Genomic DNA, 21,530 nt, shown 5'->3' with positions numbered 1-21,530 from the left:
CCGGATTTCATATTACATATGCTGGAGAACAGCACGCTTATAAATATGACGAGTGACGATATAATAAACAGCCTGGAACACAAAATAAATGAAGATGACAATCACGGCCTCAAGAAATAAGTTAGCATTCAGCATGTTGCTTAACGCCACATACGCAAAACCGGCGTGAATCGTGCCTGCGATAAACGGGATGAAGAACAAAAATCCAATTTGTCTTCCAAGGATGGAGTGAATCTCTTTGTCCGTAACCCCCATTCTCTTTAATGCTAACACTTGCACTCTCGTATCTTCTATTTCAGTAAACATCCGCAAATACAGCATGCTTCCTTGAACGATAAAAAACAGTACGCTGACAAACAGACCGATAAACAGCATTAGTGCGACTCCCTGCTTCACAACTTGAAAACTCGGAGCACGCGTTTGAAAATCAGATGTATGTTCTTTTGGCACCATGTTTTCAAGCTTCTCAGAGACGTCCACCGTCTCCTGCCAATGCTCAAGCTCGTAGCCTACCACTCTCGTCTGATCCTTCAGCGGCACCTCCTGTGTCAGGCTGTCGAAGCTTTTTTCACTGACAACCAATAAACGGCTGACTCCTCCGACTGACATTAATATCCCTTTGGACTGCTGCTTTTTCATGACATAGGAAAGTGATTTTCCTGACTTCATATGAAACGCTGCTTTTTCCCCTTCCCCGAACGTATCTTTCACCATCATTTGAAACGGAACATTGATAAACGCTTCATTTTCTTGTAAATGAATAACAGGAAAACCTTTTTCCTTTGCGACTTGATTATAGATTTTCTCTGAAATCAGCAATGCCTCCGCTTCCGCTTTCCTGTTTCCATACGGCAAGTCTGATTGAAATGTAACAGGAATACCTGTGGCATTCACCTTATATTTAATCTCAGCATCTGCTCTTTTCAATGTATTCTCAGCCGTCTCAGGTTTCATAACCTGAAAGCGGGAAGCGTCTTTTTCCACCCAGGCAACAGATTGGGGAAAGCTTTGCTCCTCCTGCCTTTCTAAATCAGCATAAAACATATAGATCACACCTGTAGCGGTTAAAATGACTGCTGTAATGACAGAGGTTAAAAACAGCATGCGTGCGTGATCTTTCAGCCTGAATATCATGTTGGAACGCACAATGATATTGGTTCCTTTGTAAAAGCTGTGTTTCTTTCTGTACAGCATGCGGAAAAACGCGACACTGCTTTGTGTAAAAAAGAAATACGTGCCGATTAACACTAAAATCAAAATCGGAAAGACACGAAACATCATGTCGATCGCATTGGCTGTGGCAGACAGATAATAACCGCCAGCCAGACAAAGCAAAGACAGCACAGTGAGCCATTTTGAATAGGCCGGTAAATGTTTAGGTTTTTGAGCTGATTTAATCAAATCTATGATTTCGAGCTTGCGAATCTGCCCCAGCGATAAAATAAGCAGGACTTGAAACAATATGAGAAAACCGACCGCCGTCAGCACAAATGCTTTCGGTACAATCGCAAACGAGATCGGCACTTTCACACTGAGCATCCATGTCATGACCATAAAAAACAGTTTTGAAAATAACAGCCCCGTGCCGATACCGGTCGCAATCGCCGCAAGAGAAATCAGCGACTGCTCATAATAAATCATCTTTCGGAGCTGCTGCTTTGATGTCCCGAACAGCGTAAACAAGCCAAACTCTTTCTTTCTCGCTTGTAAAAATGCTGAATTTGAATAAGAAATAAAGAATATACAAAATACAATAATGACGATAAGAGCCGCGCTCAAACACGTTTTCACAAGGCTTCCGCCATACACATTGTCTTCCGTCACATCCGGGTGAAAAATAAAAGATGTGAAGACGAAAAAGACCGAGACGGCAAACACACAGCTTAAAAAGTAAGCAACATATCTTTGCAGATTCCCAATAATGTTTTTACGGGCGATGGTTCTCAAATTCATGAAAATCGCCTCCCAACACACTCAGGGTATCTAGGATACTTTGATAAAACACCTGCTGATTCGTTCCCCTGCGGATCTCTGAAAAAAATCTTCCGTCTTTAATAAAGATGATCCGTTTACAGAAGCTTGCCGCTGTGGCATCATGCGTAACCAATAGTATCGTTGCTTCCTTTTCTTCATTTAGCTGAGCCAGTGTGTTCATGACCTGTTTTGCAGATTTTGAATCAAGGTTGCCTGTCGGTTCATCCGCCAATATCAGAGCCGGATTATGAATAATGGCTCTTGCACAGGCCGCACGCTGCTGCTGGCCTCCCGACACTTCGTATGTACGGTGGTCCAGAATATGTTTGATTTGCAATGTATCTGCCAGTTCATCTAAGCGGTTTTCCATTTCACTCAGTTTTACCTTGTCCAACGCGAGCGGAAGCAGGATGTTTTCCCGAATCGTCAGCGTATCAAGCAGATTAAAGTCCTGGAAGACAAAGCCCAGCTCTCTTCTGCGAAACAGAGCCATCTCTTGATCCTTTAACGTTTTCGGCTGAATGCCGTTGATCATCATCTCGCCCTGGGTCGGCTTATCAATGGTGGCCAGCAAATTCAGGAGCGTGGTTTTTCCGCTTCCCGACGGCCCCATGATGCCGACAAATTCTCCTTTATTTACACTGAGGTCAAAATCGCTAAGCGCCTGATATGACACCGTTCCTTTATTTGAATAATATGTTTTTGACAGCTTCGTTGTTTGCAGCACGTTCATGCCTCTGATCCTCCTTTTTTCTTTATTATAAAAAGGAAGTCAGCAGCCTCCCATCGAACTTTCTTTCAATCTCGCTTTCGAACCTTACAATGCTGTCACATTCGCCAGAGTGTCACTTGAAAAGACGATTGTCACAACCGTGCCCGCTCCCTCTTTTGATTGCGCGTACAGTTTATGGCCCAGCTGGCTGCACACCTCTTTCGCCAAATATAGGCCCATTCCTGTCGCCTGCGTCATGCTTCGCCCGTTTTCACCAGTAAAAAACGGATCAAAAATCCGAGGAAGATCCTGCGCCGGGATGCCGATACCGTCATCTGCAACTGATAAACGCGTTTCATGGCCTTGCGTTTCAATCCGGATGGTAATATGGTCCCCAACGCCTTGCTTTGAATATTTCAGGGCATTGAAAAGGATTTGCTCCATAACAAAGGAGAGCCACTTTTGATCACTGGAAACCTGGACGGCGTTTGGCGGCACATGTAATTTCGGAAAAAGCCGCCGTTTAATAAACTGCCGTTTTTCCTGATTGATCAATGAGCGGACAAGCTCTGTCAAATCAAAGGTTTCTGGTTTTACATCAAAAGCGAACTCCTCCAGCCGGGCTGTTTGCAGCATCATATCCAGCCCGTGGCGAAACCGTTCATTTTCATCTTCCAGCTCCTCTAAAAATGTCTGAAAGGAAGAAGCGGTCCCGTTCTTTCCTTCTTGAATCATTAAGGAAATGACGGATACGGGTGTTTTCATATGGTGAATCCATTGATTCGTAAATGTATAATGCTGTTTTTGTTTATTGATATATTGTGAGAGCTTTCCGGCATATTGATCACCAAGCGCGTTAATCATTTTTGTCCAGAGGGCTTGCTCTCTGGTTCTTGGCTTGCGGGCTTCAAGCGACCGCCCTATGTCATTCGAAGCGGGTGCCTGATCGGCCAGTTTTTTCAAAAATGCCAGAAAGGACACTTGCCGGATGTAATCGGCAGTAAAACCGGCCGCCAAAAGGACACCAGGCAGAACCCATATGTACATCATATTTTCTGAAGAAGGCTCGGCACCGCTCTCTATCATGCTTAAATAGGCAATAAACATGGCGGCACCTATGCTTAATAAGGAAAAAAGAATAATGGCTAATCGGTCGATTATATAAGTCTTTAACACTCCCGTTCATCCTTCCGATTGACTTCAAATACATAGCCCTGCCCTCTGATGGTTGCAATGGCGTCTTTCAATCCGGCATTCTCCAGCTTTCTCCGCAGCCGGTTTACATTAACCGTTAATGTATTATCATCAACAAAATCGACGTCGTCCCATAATGCCTCCAGCAATTCATCACGCGAGACAATTTTTTTGTGCTCCCTTATGAAAATCGAAAGCAGCTGAAATTCTTTTTGTGAAAACGAGATACGGCTGTTCTTCCACTCCGCTTCATATTGATCTGGATATATCGTTAGACCGCCAAGCTCCACCAGTCTTGATTCCGGAGACAAAGAAGGAGAATACTCACCATAAGTCCGGCGCAGTACGCTTTTGATTTTGGCCATGACGACTTCTAAGTGAAACGGCTTTGTGATATAGTCATCGCCCCCGTTCTCAATCGCCATCACCTGATTCATTTCATCAGTCCGCGCCGAGATAAAAATAATAGGAGCATTGGAAACCGTCCGAATTTGCCTGCACCAATAAAACCCGTCAAAAAAAGGGAGATTAATATCGAGCAGCACAAGATCCGGTTTCATTTCCGCAAATTCTTCCTTTATGTCATTCAGCTTTTCAGCTATTTTTATATGATATCCGTATTTCTGAAGATGGCCGCCCAGCAATGAAGCAATCCGTTCATCATCTTCCACGAGTAAGATCCGATACACATTTATCCCCCTTATATGTCTAGCACGGTAATTTTTCTAGAAGATTCCAAAATTATTATAGCATGAAGGAGGAATAGAAAACCTGGCATTCGTTATGATAGAATATGAAAGGAAAATATTTCATGTTCGGAAGGTGTTTCTTTGAAGAAAAGGATGATACTGCTGGTTATAACGGCAACTCTTTCAGCTTGCCAGCCGAACTATACGGGCAAATACATCGTCTGGGGAAATACACTGTCAGAAAACAACAAAGAATGCTTGAAAGACAATCAAATTCCTTACAAGAAGGAAAACGGAAATGTATATATTCCAGAGGATGCATTTGATGCAGCCATCAATACGTGTTCATAAGGTGAAAACTGCTGAAACCAAAGAAAAAAGCTTGCAGACATTCTGCAAGCTTAACCCTTAAAAAAATGAGCTTTTAGCTTCTCTTCGAACTCCGTGCTGGTGATGTCCCTTTTCTGTACTTCTCCGTCATTTTCTTGAATCGTAAGATGACGGTCTGACATGACGATCCGTCCGTTCGGGGTCAGCTTAGAAGCAAGCAGTGATTTATTAAAGGGCGATTTTTCATGAGAGTGGATTATATCCTTCATCATGTCTAAATCACGGACGTCACTTTCATCAAGGGTAAAGGCATAACCGATTTGCCAGCCTTCTCCTTTGTCCATCAACAGAAGATGGGTGCCCATTTCCGTCGCTTTTTCCTTGATTCGGAATGCTCCCACAGGAGATTGTATCGTTTCTCCGGAAAGCGGTATCGGCTCCAGCGCCAGGTTGATGCCAAAACCAATATCAACAATGTAATCTCCCTTTTCTGCCGACAGCCATACAGCAGCATGGGTTCCTTCTAATGCCCACTCTTCTTGCTTTCCTGCATAAACTGTTCCGCGAATGAGCTTCACATGAAAACCGGCATCACGTAAGACATAGTAAAGAAAACCATTCAGGTCGTAGCATAGTCCCCCATGCTGTTCTTTGATCAGACGGCGCCAAAGCTCCTCTTTGGTTACCTTATAATTCTCTTTTGCAAGAACTGCCCGGTTTTCAAAAGGGTATCGGTACGCCATTGCTTTTAGAAAAAGGGGAAGATCGTCGAAGCTGACATGATCCTTCTTCCAGCCGATTTTCTTAAAACAGTCTTTCAGAAAATCACTCATTTTGTATCACCTAAACTTCCTCTTGAACATACGCCGAAAGCTTTTCCAGCGCCTCTTGTTCATCTTCTCCCTCAGCAATCAATGTGACTTCTGTGCCTGTGCTTACCGCAAGGCTCATCAGTCCCATGATGCTTTTCGCATTTACTTTTTTCCCATCCTTCTCAAGAAACACATCTGACGTAAACCGGTTTGCTTCTTGTACAAACAAAGCAGCAGGACGCGCCTGCAGTCCTGTCTTTAATCGAACTTCCACTTTCTGCTGAACCATAAGATCTCCCCTTTTCTTTACGGTTATTTTAAAGTGACGGTTTGCCCTGTCCGCAGCTGTTCTGCGATTTCGTCAAGTTTTCTCAGCCTGTGGTTGATTCCTGATTTGCTGATTTTCCCGCTTGCTACCATTTCCCCTAGCTCTTTCAGCGTCACTTCCTGGTAATCAATCCGCAGCTGCGCGATTTCCCGAAGTTTTTCAGGAAGCGCCTCCAAGCCGATTCTTTCATCGATGTATTTAATATTTTCTACCTGTCTGAGCGAAGCCCCGATGGTTTTGTTTAAGTTGGCTGTCTCACAATTGACAAGGCGATTAACCGAATTTCTCATGTCTCTGACGATTCTGACATCCTCAAAACGCAGCAGCGAATTATGTGCGCCGATTACGTTCAGAAATTCAGTAATCTTTTCTGCCTCTTTTAAGTAAGTGATATAGCCTTTTTTCCGTTCGAGCGTTTTGCTGTTTAAATGAAACTCATTTAACAGGTCGCATAATGAATCGTTATGCTCTTTATAAAGAGAAAAAATTTCCAGATGGTACGAGGAGGTTTCCGGGTTATTGACTGAACCTCCCGCCAAAAATGCCCCTCTCATGTAAGAACGCTTGCAGCATCTCTTTTTGACAAGCTCTTTTGAAATATTTCGCTCAAACACAAAATTCTCGCCAAGTATTTTTAAATCTTCTAAGATGAACTTTGCATTCTCTGAAAAACGCACAATATAGACGTTATTCTTTTTCAGCCGCATTTTCTTTCTGACCAGCAGCTCAACCGACACATCATATTGTCTTTTCAGCAATGTATAGATGCGGCGGGCAATCGCTGCATTTTCAGTTTGAACATCAAGTACGAGATGGCGGTTAGCAAATGATAAAGATCCATTCATTCGGATAAGTGCAGACAGTTCTGCCTTAATGCAGCAGTCCTTCACTTCCAGGTTCGTTAATTCTTTTTTTGTTTCCGATGCAAATGACATATAGCCACCTCATTTCAAGGCTTCATTCTTTCAGTAAATCAACAAGAAGAGAAGCCACTTTATGTGTATCGTGACGAATTACGTCATTTTTATGTGTTACGATTTGATCTCTGATAACTTCAAGCCCCATCGCTTTCAGCTCTTCGATATCAAAATCAACAGGACGCGCCGATTCTGCTGCGTACTTACGTTTTATTTCGTCAGGAATGTCTTCACTGTTAACAAGTATGGTATCGATAAAGCCGCAGCCCATATGCTGATTGAGCGCTTTCACATGATCGGCAGCGGTATAATGCAGCGTTTCTCCGGGCTGTGTCATCACGTTGCAGATATACACTTTTTTCGCCGGCGCCTTGATCACTTCTTCTCCAATTTTCGGGACGAGCAAATTAGGGAGAATACTGGTATAAAGGCTTCCCGGTCCGATAATAATCAGATCCGCTTCCCTGATCACGTCTATCGTTTCCGGCAGCGGATCAATGTTTTCAGGCGTCAGAAAAACGCGCTTAATACGCTGGCCGTACTCCGGAATAGTGGACTCGCCTGAGACCACGCGGCCGTCCTCCATTTCGGCATGCAGAACAACACTGGCATTGGCTGCCGGCAACACCTTTCCTCTTACATTCAGCACCTTGCTCATTTCTGTGACAGCGTGAAAAAAATCACCGGTTATATTCGTCATCGCTGCCAAAATTAAATTTCCGAGTGAATGACCCGTTAAGTCGTTCCCCTTATTAAAGCGGTGCTGAAAGAGGTCTTCAACTAGCGGCTCCACATCGGATAAAGCGGCAAGTACATTTCTGATGTCTCCTGGTGGAGGGATTTGCAGTTCGTTCCGCAGCCGCCCCGAGCTCCCTCCGTCATCAGCAACTGTGACAATCGCCGTAATATCAACGGGTTTATGCTTTAAGCCCCGAAGCAATACAGAAAGGCCTGTGCCGCCGCCAAAGATTGCGATTTTCGGTTTTTGTACCATCTTATTTCCGGCTTCTCTTTTCAATGTCCCGGTGAGTAACATGAGTATAGTAATCCTTTTTGAAATAGTCAGCTAAATACTCGGCAAGTGTCACAGAGCGGTGCTGGCCCCCTGTGCAGCCGATCGCAATGACGAGCTGGCTCTTTCCTTCTCTTTTGTAGGACGGCAGCATGAAGCTGAGTAAATCGATTAATTTTTCATTGAACTTTTGTGTTTCATTCCACTTCATGACGTAAGAGGATACCTCTTCATCTTTTCCGGTCAGCGGCCTCATGCTTTCGATATAATATGGATTCGGCAAAAATCGGACATCAAAGACGAGATCGGCATCAATCGGAATACCGTATTTAAAACCAAATGACATGACATTTACCGTAAATGTCTCTCCTTGGTTTGTCGCAAAATGCTTTACGATTTTCTCGCGCAGATCGCGCGGCTTCATGTCTGATGTATCATAAATCATTTGAGAGCGGCCTTTTAATTCCTCAAGCAGCTCACGTTCCAGCGCGATGCCTTCGAGCGGCAGGCCAGTCACTGCCAGCGGATGCGAACGTCTCGTTTCTTTATATCTTGTCACGAGAATCGAATCCTTCGCGTCTAAAAATAAAATTCGCGGTGTAATCCACGGATTTTCCGCCATTTCATCAAGCGCTTCAATCAGCCGGTCAAAAAATTCACGCCCGCGCAAATCCATAACGAGCGCGACCTTGCTCATTTTCGAATTTGATTCCTTCATCAGCTCTAAAAATTTAGGAAGCAATGATGGCGGAAGATTATCGACGCAGAAATAGCCGAGATCTTCAAAGCTTTGAATCGCAACGGTTTTTCCCGCTCCCGACATACCGGTTATAATGACAAGCTGAATATCATGTGATTCACTAACACTCATCTTTCTCCCCCCTGACTTGTCTTTCTATTTGATATGCTGCGGATCTAAACGATAACTGAGCAGCTCAAAATCCGGTGTATACGTAAATGTGCCGTGCAGCAGCCCTTGTCCCTTCATCATAAAGTCGAGGATGTGGCCGTCTCCCGGGGCCATAGGCAAGTTTTGAATATCCTTCACATTGTGCCACTGCAAAATGCCTTCTTCTGATTCAGATACACTTTCTCCCGTATAGGAATCAGCAACAAACGTAAACATCATCCACTCAGACACAATGTGGTCACCGTCTTTAATAATAAAGGTAAAAACTCCTTTTAGCTGGGGATTTATGATATAGATACCAGTCTCTTCTCTGAATTCTCTGATGACGGAATCCCTGACTGATTCTCCGCTCTCCATCTTGCCTCCCGGCGCGACCCACCAGCCGCGTCTTGGCTTTTGAAGAAGAAGAACGTTGTCATCCGCCATGAGAACACAATTTGTCACTCTTTGCAAATACGTCACCTAACCTTCTCGTCCTGTCATCGTCTCTTTATTATACCGTTTCAAGATGCCTCCCACAATGAAGAGACATTGACAATCTTTTCTTCTATTTTACAGCATATTCTTTCCCGCGTTCAGATGATTTTATCGTGAAAAGAAATTGTCTTTTATTTTTGGACAAAAAAAGGACACGGATAACTGGAGAATCCGTGCCAAAAGTGTATTCATTATAAAAAGGGGGTCAATTACTTTATTAATCATAACCGATAAGTTTTACACAACTGTTACAGCGGAATTAAAACCCAGTAACGTAATGTGAAGCGCGTATGACAGCCCTTTTTATTTTAAGGTTTTCAGCGTTTCCTGGAGCTCTTCGACATAATGCTGTACGCTTTGTGCCGCAATGCTTCCGTCACCTGTAGCCGTTACGATTTGGCGCAGTGATTTTTCCCGAATGTCTCCGGCCGCGAAAATCCCTTCAACCTTAGTTTCCATGCGGTCGTTTGTTTCGATGTAGCCTTCTTCATTCGTAATGCCCAGATTTTCAAACGGTTTAGACAGAGGAAGCATGCCGATGTAAATGAATACGCCGTCTGTTTTGAATTCACTTTCTTCACCGGTTACCGTATCGACAAGCGTTACGTTACCGACTTTGCCGTTTTCCTCATGAATTTCCTTCACGGTTTTATTCCATAAGAAATCTACTTTTTCATTATCAAACGCTCTCGCTTGGAGAATGCTTTGCGCACGGAGTTTGTCACGTCTGTGTACAATCGTTACCTTCGAAGCGAAACGTGTTAAGTACACGCCTTCTTCAACCGCTGAGTCTCCTCCGCCGACAACAACCAGCTCTTTGCCTTTAAAGAAAGCGCCGTCACATACTGCACAATACGAAACACCGCGGCCGCCCAATTCTTTTTCGCCAGGGACGCCGATTTTTTTATACTCTGCACCTGCGGCAATGATAACAGCACGTGCTTTATATTCTTTTGAACCGGCTTTCACAACTTTGTACTCTTTGCCATCCACAATTTCTTTAATATCGCCATAAGCGTATTCCGCGCCGAATTTCTTCGCGTGTTCAAACATTTTGTTGGAAAGCTCAGGTCCGAGGATGCTTTCGAAACCTGGATAGTTCTCCACATCTTCCGTGTTTGCCATTTGGCCGCCCGGAATTCCTCTTTCAATCATTAATGTCGATAAGTTTGCTCTAGATGTGTATACAGCGGCCGTCATCCCAGCAGGACCCGCGCCGATAATAATCACGTCATATATTTTTTCTTCTGACACACTCATTCACTCCTTAAAACGTCTTTTCGAGTTGGGCTCTTCCTTATATGATAAGAATCCCCATCAAACGTATTCCTTACCCATATCCTATAAAATCTCATGGTGATACGCCATTTTTTTGCTCATTTTTTTCGAAACACGATTAAATGTATTTCAAAAGGGTATGTATATTAATAAAGAAAGAGCCTTCTGTCCATAGAAGGCCCTTGTCTTATTTATTATTGAACAACACGTCTTACAACGCCTTTAAATGCTTTTTTCCAGTACACGTTGTTCATAGAGTCAACAGATACACCATGAGATGTATTGTCGTTAAGGAACGTACCGTTTCCTAAGTAGATTCCAACGTGACCATTTGTTTTGTATGTGTCAAAGAAAACTAAGTCTCCGCGTTTCATGTCTGACGCGCTTACAGCTTGTCCTCTTCCAACTAAAGTATCAGTCGTTGTTCCGCCGACAGGTCCAAGGTTGACACCTGCAGAAGCGTAAGCCCAGCGAACGAATGATGAGCAGTCAAAAATACGGTTGTTGATATCAGACTGAGAGCGTCCGCCGCCAAACTTGTACGGAGATTGTCCGACAATGCTTGAACCAACGCTGATCGCGCCTTCAATTCCGCCTGAGTTGCTGATGACAGTGCCGCCTGAGTTATTGCTTGAGCTGCTGCTCTTCTTAGAAGATGAGCCGTTAGACGAACTGTTAGATGAACCCTTAGAAGAGTTGTCTGAAGAATCATCATCAGATGAGCTTGCTTTTGCTGTTTCAGTTGTAGCCGTTTGGCTGTCATCTGTTTGTGTTTCATCAGATGCTTTTTGTGCTTCTTCCTGCTTTTTGATCAGGGCAGCCGCAGCTTCTTGTTGTTTTTTGATACGCGCTTGTTCAGCTTCAGTATCTGCTTTTTGATTTGCAAGTTCAGACGCTTCTGATTTTAATTCAGAAATCGCTTTAGCCGTTTTCTTCTGGCTTTCTTTTGCTTCGTCGAAAAGCTTGTCTTTTTCATCAAGCTGTTTATCAAGGTCTTTTTGCATTGTTTCTAATTTAGCCAGTGCAGCTTGAACTTCTTTCAGCTTGCCATTCAAATCCGCTTCCGAATCTTCAAGCTTCGCTTTATCCTGCTCTTGCTGCTTGATTAAATCTTTGTCTGCATCCACAATAGATGAAACCGCAGTCGCGCGAGAGATAAAGTCACCAAAGCTCGTTGATCCTAAAAGGACATCTATGTACCCTTGAGAACCGCCGCTTTCCTGTAAAGAACGAACACGTTTTTTCAGGATTTCATTGCGTTTTTCGATGCGGGCTTCAGTCTCTTTAATTTCTTTTTTCAGTTTTTTGATTTCTTCTTTTGTTTTATCGTTTTCTTCTTTTTTATCTTCAATTTTGTTGCTTGTATCGAGCGCCTTCGCGTTAATGTCTTTCAGTTCTTTTTCAATCTTTGATTGATTTTCCTGAAGCCCAGTTAATTCTTTTTCCTTCGCTTCAATGCTGGAAGCAACCTCAGATTGCTTGCTTTCGATTTTTTGTTTCTTTTCATCTAATGTTTCCGCCGATGCAGTTTTACTTGTAAATGGGATCAAAAAACTGCTTGTCCCGATGACGGAAGCCAAACCAAGTGTCAATAAACTCTTTCTCACTTTTTATATCCTCCCTTTTACTGTGAACCTGTTCTCATTTGGAATTGTATTTTGAACATCAAGTTTCGTTCCTCATACTCTACGAGGAATGATGATTGTTTATGGTTAATTATTCTGTGCATCTCTTAATCTGGGTGTATAGCGTTTATTTCACATCATATGTAAAAAACACTAATTCCTTATGTACGAGAATCATTATACCATCAAGTTTCGACAAATTAGCGATAAATTTTATTACATTTATGTTTCAAACAGATGTCAGGTTGCACATCAATTGTCATTTTTCTTAAATTGATAAAAAACCTGTCGATATTACTTTCTTAATATACTTCTTAGAATAAAAAGAGAGTTGATTCTGCGAATCAACCCTCAATCAATATACTATTCTAAAATATCATCAATATATTTCATATATTTCGTCAAAGTAGCCGGAGAGATGCCAAATTGGGCTGCCGTTTCTTTTTTGGTATCATGATTGCCATGGGCTTCTTTCCAAATATAGTAGATAGCCGCAGCCCATCCGCTCACATTTTTCAGCGGCCCCGCTGCGCGGATTTGCTGTATCACATGGAATACCCAGCAGCTCATGACTTCTGTTTTCATCTCATCTTGTTCCGCTTCTTCCAGCAATTTAACCGTTTGATAAGCGAAAAGCGCATCCTGTGACACATCTGCTGCTGCGGAATCTCCGTTTAAGAGCAGCTTAACAAAATGGTTTTCAAAAGGAGCGGTGATGCGCTTCGAGCGTATCACGGCTTCAAGATGCTCCGTTTCACCCTTGGTGCTGCTGATATAATAGGCCGCCAATCGCTGTTCTACTGACGAAGGAAGTACTTCCCGCCGTTCAATCCACGGAGCCGGACGGTCTGCTCCTGGATATTGCGACTCGACTTTTCTCCATATCGTTTCGGCAAATTCTTTATGGCCCGTAAAGTAAGCAGAGCACGAGAGCCAGTAGTAGAATGTGTCGTCTCCTTCAAAACCGCTCTTATACAGTAATCTGAGCCATTTGTACCCGATATCATACCGGCCGACAAGCGACAGAGTGGCACCCAGTTTATAGCGCTGTTCAAATAACATCGGATATACATTTGAAAGCTGATCACTCAGCTCTGCCACCTTTTCATCTTCTCTTTCATAATAGTAGAAAACAAGAAGATTACATAATGCGTGAAGATTTCCTTCATTATGATTCAGCACTTGATAAGCCGTTTGTTTCGCTTTCACAACATTGCCGGAATAAAAGTGGGCAAGGGCGAGATTATTATAAGCGGACCAAAGCTCAGGATATTCGTGTGTGATTTCCTCAAGGGCCGCAACGGCTTCAGCAAGCTGACCGCTTTCAAGCAAGGACTTCGCCCGGTCCTGTTTGATAAGCAATTCATCCTGATCATATAAAGAATCCTCAGGCCCGCCGTCTCCTAAATCAAGCAGTTCAAGCAGACTATCGTTCTCTTCGGAAAATTCACCGTCCGGATCAGCGTCTGAATAAGCGGCAGCTTCTTTATAAGCTTCCTGAAAGAGTCCCAGATGGGCAAAGTTATTTGCTTTAAAATAATGGCATTCCGGCATTTCCGTCTCAAGATTCGCCAAAATATAATCAAGCAAATCGTTGGATTCCTGGTATTGCCCCATCTCAGAATAAATGACCGCAAGCTGCGAAAGCATCTCTGAATTCTTCGGCTCCAAATGAACCGCCCGCTGGATCAGTTTGCTTGCCCGCTTCAGATTGCGTTCTTTATACGCTTTCAAACCTTTATGAAAAAAATAATGTCCATCTTGAAGCAGCTGGACAATTTGTGCGTGATTTTTATGTTCAGAAGTGTGTTTTCCCACAACTACCCTCCGTTTTATACAATATTACCGTCAGTAGTATACCATAAATCGTAAGCCCCTCAATAGTTCAAAAGGAAGGATTGGGAAAATCCCTCCTCTTTTTTTACTGGCTGAATCGACCAGAATTTACCCGGCTTTGTTTTCTAAATCCGCATTCATTTTAAGCTGCTGTTCAGCAAAATCTCTGTAAAGGTCATGGGAAGCCATTAAATCATGGTGCGTGCCGCGTCCCGTAATTTCCCCTTTTTCAACAAATAATAGCTGATCAGCATCTACAACAGTCGATAAGCGGTGAGCGATGACAATCGTTGTGCGTCCCTCCATCAGCACCTCAAGCGCCTGCTGCACTGATTTTTCAGATTGGCTGTCGAGGCTTGAAGTGGCTTCATCCAGCATAAGAATGCTCGGATCTCGAAGAAGCGCTCTCGCAATCGCGATTCTTTGCCTCTGTCCGCCTGACAGCATAATACCGCGTTCTCCCACCTCTGTATCAAGCTGATTCGGCAGTTCCTTAATAAAATTGAGCGCGTATGCCATCTCTGCGGCTTTTTCGACTTCGGCATCCGTTACATCACGTTCCAGCCCATAACAAATATTGTCTCTGATCGTTCCCGACATTAACGGACTTTCCTGTGACACGTAGCCGATATGGTGACGCCACGATTCGAGCGAATACGTATCCACCGGCTCGTCTCCCAGCCGAATGGTCCCTTCAGTCGGAGAATAGAAACGTTCGAGCAGCTTAAACAGCGTGGTTTTCCCGCCGCCGCTCGGCCCAACAATTGCTGTTACTTTTCCCGCTTCAATCACGGCGCTGATATCCTTCAAGATCATCTGCCCAGGCTTATAGCCAAACGACACTTGATCAAGCCGGATAGGCAGATGCGCGTTGTCAATTTGGTTACCTGTGGCGGTATCTTCCTCTTCCTCTGCCAAAATCTCAATCATCCGTTCCGTTGCACCGATTGATTTTTGCAGCTGTGTGAAGAACGTTGTAATCTGGCCCATCGGCATTATGATTTGAAACAAATATAAAATAAAAGCCACGAGTGCCCCGGCAGTCAATTCGCCTGATGACACCTGCATACCGCCGTATCCAATAACAGCCACGAGTGCGGCCATTAATACGAGAGAAATAAGCGGCCCGACAAGCGATTGCACCTTCGCTTCACGAACCCCCAGCTGGAATAATGAAGAAATCCCCAGCTTTCCGCGTTTGTATTCGACTTCCTCTGCATTTGAAGCCTTCACAAGCCTGATTTCCGGAAGTATTTGATTGAGCAACCCTGTAAAACGTGCGGTTTCATCTTGAGTTTCCCGAGAAATGGAGAACATCTTCTGGCCGATCGGCACTAAAATCAGCGCAGCTAATGGAACAACAACTAAAACAAGCAGCGTCAGCTTCCAGTTCATAATGAATAAGATGGTGAGTGATCCAATGACCGAAATGATGCCTGTTATAAATCCACTGATATGGCTGGTGATCAGCTCTTTTACCACCATCGTATCATTCGTGACCCGGCTGACAGTTTCACCGGAAGCGTTAGTATCGAAATAAGATACAGGAAGCTTTATTAATTTCTTCCATAATAAATCCCTTAACCCAGAGATGATTTTTTGCCCGCTATAGTTTAGCGCGTATGTAGCGTAGGCGCTTAAAGCGGCTTGAATAAGAAATACGAGCGCGATCAGCCCAATTTGCGTGCCGGACAGCGCTGACATGGAAAAACCGTCGACAAGCTGTTTCGTTAATAAAGGAATCAGCAGGCTGACCAGTGTTGTCACAATACTGAGAATCAGCGCAAAAGCGAGCTTTCCATAGGATGGGTTTGTCTGTTTCACTAATGCAAAAAAGGCTTTGAATTTTCTTTTAGGTTGCTGTGTTGACATAGTATTTTTCCCCCTGTTTCAATCCCTTTACGCGGTCAGCAAGGTTGAATGGAATATAATAGGATTATTTTTACTCTTTCTAAATCATAACAATGGAGAGAGACTTTTTCAGTATATTTTTCTTGTACACTGAAAATAAAAATCCCCTATTCATGACTCGAATAGGAGACGTTTCATATTATAGATCCTTTTCAGGCTTCTTTTTTCGATACGTTAAGGTAACCTCTTGCTGTCTCAGGTCTTCAATGATCATTTTGAACCGGTCAACCTTTGCAGTATGCTCTTCTTTTATCGTTTGAAGTGCAGTTTTCTGCTTTTCGCTTTTCGATTCAAGCTCTTCTTTTATTTTTTTGACAATCATTCCTTTTTGACCTTTGATTTCTTCTTTTAATGCAGACTCAAATTTTTTAGTCAGGCTGAGAATGTCGTTGATGGGTTTATTGAGACTGTCCGCTTTCCCCTTCATTTCGTCATGGGTTAGAAACATATAGGTGGTTGATACAATTTCTGTTTCACTTTCTGAAAATAAGGAAGTCACTCTGTCTATTCCTCCTAAGGCTGAAAATCGAATAGCTGTGAGATCATTTCTTCTTTTTCAAATAGCTTTTCGATACTCTCGCGGATATTTTTGATAAAATTCTTTTTTTCCGATGTCTGTTTTTTTAGTTCTGCAACAATTCCGTCATTAGCAGGGAGAGCACCTGTATGGAACGATTCATGAACTGATATTTTCTCTAATTTATCGAATGTGTGACTGAAACCGGCCGCAAGCCGGAATTGAAGATCGAAGGCATAATGCGAAGGATTTTCTTCCATATGTTGAATCGACGTGATGATTGCCTGTTTTTTGTCTATAAACTCTTCATCGATTTCCTGACGGAATACCTTTTGGTACGCAGAAATCGCATCTTCCATATCTTCAACGATCTTCATGCCGTTTTGATAGATTCTGACAGCGGAAGAGATATTGACTTTAATCGTTTCTCCCGAGCCGCCCTTCCCTGTAAAGTAAATATCGGAGCCTTTATAGCTGAAGCCTTTTTCCTTTGATAACGCGTTCAGCATTTGGACGATGCTGTGGCCGTCGACGATGAGTTTTAATGCGTCTTTTGTTTCTTTGTCGAGTGTTTCAAAAGAAGAAATCATTGATTTTACATACTCCACTATTTCACCAACGTCTTTTAAAGCTTGCGTAAATTGACCATGCTTTAAATGATCAATGAAATGTTCGTATCGTGATTCTATACCTCTCATACTCGCATTAAGATTAGATAACTCTTTTTTGATGACTTTTTTCTGTGTATCATCTATATAACCATTTTCAGCAAGCTGATCTACAATAGGCCCGCTGTTTCCCAACAGGGTATGAAGAAAACCTAAAAAGGCTGGCAGCTGCTCTTTAATTCGGCCATACATTTGCTTAACATCATCAAAATTTTCATAAATGACACTCGCTTTCGCTAAAGCACCATCTGTGTACTTCACTTTATCTATCAGCTCTATGTCAATCCCGCTTGCAGCCTTTACAAAACCGTTCAAGCCATCTTTTTCATAGTCATCCTTATATTTTTGAAGGAATTCTTGAATCGCTTTCACGTCTTCATCAGGAATCCCATCCATAATGTTTCGGATGCCTTCTACACTTGTGTTTGTATCTGCCATCCTCACATCGCCGAATGTAATGAAGTCTGCCTTGCCGCTCGCACCGTACAGAGGGTCATCCTTTGAGATGCGCTGGGTGATGTTTGCTGTTACGCCTTTGTCTTTGTAGTATTTGGTGATCGCTTTTTTTAGTTGTTCTCGTGGAAGCTCTTTAAGCTCTTGACGACTAAGATCATATTTATTTAATAGAAAATCTACCAAATTTCTATCAGCTAATAAAAGTTGGTCGACACTTATTTGTGCCCCATTCACCCCATATACTTCATCAAATTCTCCATCAATTAATTGAGCTAATACTTGGTTATTATTAGCTAGAGAATGTCCTAGCGCAAATGTTCTTAACTCCTCTGAATCACCTGCTTTTTTCTTTGAATTCTTTACAAATTCTCTCGTAGCTCTGTATTGGATATCATCAATACCTAAAAATAATCCAAAGAAATTATAAGACCAATCTGCGTTATCAGCACTCCCCTCAGAAATAATATGAAGCTGCTCTATATCATTTTTCTTTTCCTTTATATAAATCGCTGTACCATCATAACCAGAATCTTTAATCCGTTTATCTATGTTCTTATTTTCTTGAATAAGTTCGTGAGAAGTATATATCTCTATTTCATTAGGAAGCTCCGAGTTAGTTTCTTCTTTATAGATCCTCCGTATTTCAGTTTCAAACTCTTCCTTGGCTTTTTGTACTTTTTCCGGATTGTTCGATGCAAACTTTTCTTTATAGGCATACTCTAAGTTAATTAAACGGAGCTTTACATTTTCATTTGCGAAAACATTCTTATTGTCCATCTCTAACCTCCTTTTTATTTCTTAAAAAGGTTATAGAATTAATTAGTTTATCAGTTTTTTCTTTTGCTTGATCTTCATCCAAAGTACAAGGTTTTTCATCTTTTTTACAGCGGACTATAAAAGAATATACTATCCCCAGATACTCTTCTTCATTGGATTTTATATATCCAAAATAACGAAAGGAAAAATTGTATTTACGATCACTGTTTTTAAAATTGCTTTTTTTTGATGCTGCGTAAACTACTTTTCCATTAGTTTGTTGCTTCTTAAAATTTCCTTTGTAACCATTCTCATTACTAATTTGGTCCAGCATTGTCTCTGGATCATTAATAAATGAAGATTTGTTATAGTAGCTTATTTGCGCATCTAAGAGAATATTTGATGTTTCATTATAGCTTTGAAACGCTATCGATTCACTATTTTCTCCATTTGACTCAGAATAATCAGGAAGATACTCCCCATCCTGCGGAAACAACATCCTAAACCCTTTCAGCTTAGACTCAAGCAAATAATACCCAGGTTCCTCTTCCTTCGTTGACACCATATACTCTCTCGTTTTTTCGTCCTGAAACGCGGGAACTTGTGGCAGGTCTTTTGGATCCATGTCTTTTGGTCTTACGGCTTCTGTTTTATTGTCGTTTGTGGTGTTTTTATCATTGTCGTTCATACTGCATCCTCCTGTCAGGGCAAGTAATAAGCTGAAGCAAATAAAGATAATCTTTTTCATTACGAACCTCCAAGGGTTTTATGCTGTTTTTTCAAAATCATACTAATGACCCTGTTACAAAGTAATTATTTTGTCCTTATTCATGTTACAACATGGAATAAATTAGATAAATAGGAAATTCGAATTGGTTTCACCTAATATAACAGAAGTAAGGACTTAATTAATAGGATAAAAAACTCACACACCAAAAAGACCACCGAGTTCCCCCGGCAGTCTCGTACAGACATAACTGTCTTTTTTTGAATAGGTAATCCTTGAGATAAGCCAACTTTGACCTAACAAATAGAACAGCTCTTCCAAACAATATCATTGAAATCGAATCGTTGAATCATTCCTTGCGGTATAATGAATTCGGTTTTATCAGAAGCTCAAAGGTCAAACAACTGAAAAATCATTTCCATTAGCGCTAAAAATACTGTTGGCAAGCTCTGCATCTATATCGGTTGATGCGATAGCAAGCTGTTTAACCTATTTTTTTAGTCATCCGAACACTATCGAAAAAATTTAGGGATAGGGGAACGTCCTCATCGGGAACCTTTCTATAATGACTATTCCGTTGACATCAATGTTTGTATTTTTTGTGCACATCAACAAATGTTCTTTATTCTATATTATGTTATTCACTTCCCCTCTTCCCGCTCCAAATTAAAGGCAACAGAGTTTAATATTTTTTTAACTTTTTTTTCGTAGTCTTTTGGATTTTGCTCACATGTCTGTGCATTTGCTGAGCAGCTAAACATAAAAGAATACTCCATCCCTAAAGAATCTTGTTTTTTTGATTTTATATAACCAAGATAAATATAAGATGATTTCTCTTCTTTGTTAAAGTTTTCTTGTTTTGTAGCAAAGTAAATATCCTTATCCTTCGTTTCTAATTTCTCAAAATTACCTTTGTATTCATTTTTACCGCTAACAATATCCAACATAGTCTCCGGTTCGTTTATAAACGATTCATTTTGATAGAACTTTACTGAGGCATTCATTACTATATTCGTTTTTTTATTAACGCTATCAAAAAATAGTGACTCGTTTGTATTTGAAGTTTCAGAGTCGGAATACTCCGCATCCTCCGGAAACAACATCCTAAATCCTTTCAGCTTAGACTCAAGCAAATAGTACCCTGGCTCCTCTTCCTTCGTTGACACCATATACTCTCTCGTTTTCTCATCCTGAAACGCAGGGACTTTTGGCAGGCTTTTTGGTTTTACGGCTTCTGTTGTGCTGTTTTTACCATTGTCGTTCATACTGCATCCTCCTGTTAGGACAAGTAATAAGCTGATGCAGATAAAGATGATCTTTTTCATGACAAACCTCCAAGGGTTTTATGCTACTTTACCAAAAAAACACCAATTAACTAACTTAACTAACCTTATTGCAAAGTGTTTTTTTATCGTCATTTGTTTTGATTTCCTTAACTTCACTTGCATAATTGAAACATTTTTGATTTCCATTCTTATTTGTTCTTTTTATTTAATAAAAAATTGATAGAATTAATTAATTTCTCAACTTTATTTTTAGCCTTTTCTTCATCTAAGGAGCATGGTTGATTTTCATTTTTGCATCCGAAAGTAAAGGCGTATTCTACTCCTAAGTTATTTTCTTCTGTAGATTTCACATACCCGAAGTAACTGTATGAATCATTATATTTTCTATCAATACCGTCAAAGATGTCTTTTTTCTTAGCAAAGTAGATATCCGTTTTATTTTTGCTACTTTTTTTGTATTCACCTTTATAATCATTTTTTCCACTAACAATATCTAGCATTGTCTCAGGTTCATTCACAAAACTTTCTTCTTTGTAATATGTTACATGGCCATCAAACATTACATTGGTGTCTTTATCATAACTAATAAATCCCATACTTTCTTTGTTTTCCCCAGTTAAAGATGACCTTCTTGATAGATATTCCCCATCCTCCGGAAACAACATCCTAAATCCTTTCAGCTTAGACTCCAGCAAATAGTACCCAGGCTCCTCTTCCTTTGTTGACACCATGTACTCTCTCGTTTTCTCGTCCTGAAACGCGGGAACTTGCGGCAGGTCTTTTGGATCCATGTCTTTTGGTCTTACGGCTTCTGTTTTATTGTCATTTGTGGTGTTTTTATCATTGTCGTTCATACTGCATCCTCCTGTCAGAGCTAGTAATAAGCTGAAGCAAATAAAGATAATCTTTTTCATTACGAACCTCCAAGGGTTTTGTGAGATCATTCTATTTTTCAAAAGTCATACTATTGACCCGGTTACGGGGTGATTATATTATCCTTTTCCATGTTACATCATGGCGGAATTTGGATAAATAGGAAATCAGACTTGGTGTTGACCTTCTTTTATCCATTCGGAATGTGAAATACCCATTACATTTTTCTTGCAATAAAAAAA

20 protein-coding genes are annotated in these 21,530 nt (G+C 41.5%); 1 reads left to right on the top strand and 19 read right to left on the bottom strand.

From position 1 onward, the window contains the following. Positions 1-12 precede the first annotated feature (12 nt). The 4 genes from M1D69_RS03720 to M1D69_RS03705 all read right to left on the bottom strand — a co-directional run bounded on the left by M1D69_RS03720 (position 13) and on the right by M1D69_RS03705 (position 4,569). A complete protein-coding gene (locus M1D69_RS03720) occupies positions 13-1,953 on the bottom strand; it encodes an FtsX-like permease family protein (RefSeq protein WP_458104529.1) in 1,941 nt (646 codons plus the stop codon). Continuing rightward, a complete protein-coding gene (gene psdA, locus M1D69_RS03715) occupies positions 1,928-2,707 on the bottom strand; it encodes a lantibiotic ABC transporter ATP-binding protein PsdA (RefSeq protein WP_458104530.1) in 780 nt (259 codons plus the stop codon). The genes M1D69_RS03720 and psdA overlap by 26 nt, the downstream gene beginning before the upstream one ends. Before the next feature lie 84 nt (positions 2,708-2,791). After that, positions 2,792-3,862, bottom strand: a complete 1,071-nt coding sequence (locus M1D69_RS03710; protein WP_458104531.1) for a HAMP domain-containing histidine kinase — start codon at positions 3,860-3,862, stop codon at positions 2,792-2,794. Continuing rightward, on the bottom strand, positions 3,856-4,569 hold the full coding sequence (locus tag M1D69_RS03705) for a winged helix-turn-helix domain-containing protein (RefSeq protein WP_458104532.1): 714 nt from the start codon (positions 4,567-4,569) through the stop codon (positions 3,856-3,858). The genes M1D69_RS03710 and M1D69_RS03705 overlap by 7 nt, the downstream gene beginning before the upstream one ends. A 141-nt stretch (positions 4,570-4,710) precedes the next feature. Between M1D69_RS03705 and M1D69_RS03700 the strand changes: the two genes are divergently transcribed. Then, positions 4,711-4,920, top strand: a complete 210-nt coding sequence (locus M1D69_RS03700; protein WP_458104533.1) for a hypothetical protein — start codon at positions 4,711-4,713, stop codon at positions 4,918-4,920. Positions 4,921-4,970: 50 nt separating this feature from the next. On the opposite strand, the gene M1D69_RS03695 is transcribed toward M1D69_RS03700, so the two are convergent. The 15 genes from M1D69_RS03695 to M1D69_RS03625 form a co-directional block, all read right to left on the bottom strand. After that, on the bottom strand, positions 4,971-5,732 hold the full coding sequence (locus M1D69_RS03695) for an arylamine N-acetyltransferase family protein (protein WP_458104534.1): 762 nt from the start codon (positions 5,730-5,732) through the stop codon (positions 4,971-4,973). A 10-nt stretch (positions 5,733-5,742) separates the two neighbouring features. Further along, positions 5,743-6,000 (bottom strand): HPr family phosphocarrier protein, encoded by a 258-nt coding sequence (locus M1D69_RS03690; protein ID WP_024122965.1) that lies wholly within the window; start codon positions 5,998-6,000, stop codon positions 5,743-5,745. Positions 6,001-6,023: 23 nt separating this feature from the next. After that, positions 6,024-6,974, bottom strand: coding sequence for a DNA-binding protein WhiA (gene whiA / locus M1D69_RS03685; RefSeq protein WP_024122966.1), 951 nt, complete (start codon positions 6,972-6,974; stop codon positions 6,024-6,026). Between the two features lie 22 nt (positions 6,975-6,996). Continuing rightward, the gene (gene mgfK, locus M1D69_RS03680) at positions 6,997-7,950 is read right to left on the bottom strand and encodes a gluconeogenesis morphogenetic factor (RefSeq protein ID WP_458104535.1); all 954 of its coding nucleotides are present in this window, start codon (positions 7,948-7,950) and stop codon (positions 6,997-6,999) included. Between the two features lies 1 nt (position 7,951). Then, the gene (gene rapZ, locus M1D69_RS03675) at positions 7,952-8,839 is read right to left on the bottom strand and encodes an RNase adapter RapZ (protein ID WP_059334990.1); all 888 of its coding nucleotides are present in this window, start codon (positions 8,837-8,839) and stop codon (positions 7,952-7,954) included. A gap of 24 nt (positions 8,840-8,863) precedes the next feature. Next, the gene (locus tag M1D69_RS03670; protein WP_458104536.1) at positions 8,864-9,340 is read right to left on the bottom strand and encodes an NUDIX domain-containing protein; all 477 of its coding nucleotides are present in this window, start codon (positions 9,338-9,340) and stop codon (positions 8,864-8,866) included. Positions 9,341-9,658: 318 nt separating this feature from the next. Then, positions 9,659-10,609 carry a thioredoxin-disulfide reductase gene (gene trxB, locus M1D69_RS03665; RefSeq protein WP_458104537.1) on the bottom strand — a complete coding sequence of 317 codons (951 nt, stop codon included), beginning with the start codon at positions 10,607-10,609 and terminating at the stop codon, positions 9,659-9,661. A 218-nt stretch (positions 10,610-10,827) separates the two neighbouring features. After that, positions 10,828-12,240: a peptidoglycan DL-endopeptidase CwlO gene (gene cwlO, locus M1D69_RS03660; protein ID WP_458104538.1), complete on the bottom strand. Its 1,413-nt coding sequence runs from the start codon at positions 12,238-12,240 to the stop codon at positions 10,828-10,830. A gap of 381 nt (positions 12,241-12,621) precedes the next feature. Further along, positions 12,622-14,076 carry a tetratricopeptide repeat protein gene (locus M1D69_RS03655; protein ID WP_458104539.1) on the bottom strand — a complete coding sequence of 485 codons (1,455 nt, stop codon included), beginning with the start codon at positions 14,074-14,076 and terminating at the stop codon, positions 12,622-12,624. Positions 14,077-14,202: 126 nt separating this feature from the next. Continuing rightward, positions 14,203-15,966 (bottom strand): ABC transporter ATP-binding protein, encoded by a 1,764-nt coding sequence (locus M1D69_RS03650; RefSeq protein ID WP_458104540.1) that lies wholly within the window; start codon positions 15,964-15,966, stop codon positions 14,203-14,205. Between the two features lie 178 nt (positions 15,967-16,144). Next, positions 16,145-16,504, bottom strand: coding sequence for a hypothetical protein (locus M1D69_RS03645; RefSeq protein WP_458104541.1), 360 nt, complete (start codon positions 16,502-16,504; stop codon positions 16,145-16,147). Between the two features lie 14 nt (positions 16,505-16,518). Then, positions 16,519-18,423, bottom strand: coding sequence for a DUF6792 domain-containing protein (locus M1D69_RS03640; protein WP_458104542.1), 1,905 nt, complete (start codon positions 18,421-18,423; stop codon positions 16,519-16,521). Beyond that, on the bottom strand, positions 18,413-19,150 hold the full coding sequence (locus M1D69_RS03635; protein WP_458104543.1) for a lipoprotein YvcA: 738 nt from the start codon (positions 19,148-19,150) through the stop codon (positions 18,413-18,415). The genes M1D69_RS03640 and M1D69_RS03635 overlap by 11 nt, the downstream gene beginning before the upstream one ends. A gap of 620 nt (positions 19,151-19,770) precedes the next feature. Further along, positions 19,771-20,454: a lipoprotein YvcA gene (locus tag M1D69_RS03630; protein WP_458104544.1), complete on the bottom strand. Its 684-nt coding sequence runs from the start codon at positions 20,452-20,454 to the stop codon at positions 19,771-19,773. A 149-nt stretch (positions 20,455-20,603) separates the two neighbouring features. Beyond that, positions 20,604-21,329 carry a lipoprotein YvcA gene (locus M1D69_RS03625; RefSeq protein WP_458104545.1) on the bottom strand — a complete coding sequence of 242 codons (726 nt, stop codon included), beginning with the start codon at positions 21,327-21,329 and terminating at the stop codon, positions 20,604-20,606. Between the last annotated feature and the right edge of the window lie 201 nt (positions 21,330-21,530).

The sequence above is a fragment of the Bacillus sp. PK3-037 genome, from assembly GCF_054161355.1.
Note: the sequence above shows the minus strand (reverse complement) of the source record. Positions and strands in the feature narration are given on the sequence as shown.

Bases quoted from the DNA above. Each gene is read 5' to 3' on its own strand.
- M1D69_RS03720 (WP_458104529.1), bottom strand. From the start codon at position 1,953: ATGAATTTGAGAACCATCGCCCGTAAAAACATTATTGGGAATCTGCAA.
- psdA (WP_458104530.1), bottom strand. From the start codon at position 2,707: ATGAACGTGCTGCAAACAACGAAGCTGTCAAAAACATATTATTCAAAT.
- M1D69_RS03695 (WP_458104534.1), bottom strand. From the start codon at position 5,732: ATGAGTGATTTTCTGAAAGACTGTTTTAAGAAAATCGGCTGGAAGAAG.
- M1D69_RS03690 (WP_024122965.1), bottom strand. From the start codon at position 6,000: ATGGTTCAGCAGAAAGTGGAAGTTCGATTAAAGACAGGACTGCAGGCG.
- whiA (WP_024122966.1), bottom strand. From the start codon at position 6,974: ATGTCATTTGCATCGGAAACAAAAAAAGAATTAACGAACCTGGAAGTG.
- mgfK (WP_458104535.1), bottom strand. From the start codon at position 7,950: ATGGTACAAAAACCGAAAATCGCAATCTTTGGCGGCGGCACAGGCCTT.
- rapZ (WP_059334990.1), bottom strand. From the start codon at position 8,839: ATGAGTGTTAGTGAATCACATGATATTCAGCTTGTCATTATAACCGGT.
- M1D69_RS03650 (WP_458104540.1), bottom strand. From the start codon at position 15,966: ATGTCAACACAGCAACCTAAAAGAAAATTCAAAGCCTTTTTTGCATTA.
- M1D69_RS03640 (WP_458104542.1), bottom strand. From the start codon at position 18,423: ATGGACAATAAGAATGTTTTCGCAAATGAAAATGTAAAGCTCCGTTTA.
- M1D69_RS03635 (WP_458104543.1), bottom strand. From the start codon at position 19,150: ATGAAAAAGATTATCTTTATTTGCTTCAGCTTATTACTTGCCCTGACA.
- M1D69_RS03630 (WP_458104544.1), bottom strand. From the start codon at position 20,454: ATGAAAAAGATCATCTTTATCTGCATCAGCTTATTACTTGTCCTAACA.
- M1D69_RS03625 (WP_458104545.1), bottom strand. From the start codon at position 21,329: ATGAAAAAGATTATCTTTATTTGCTTCAGCTTATTACTAGCTCTGACA.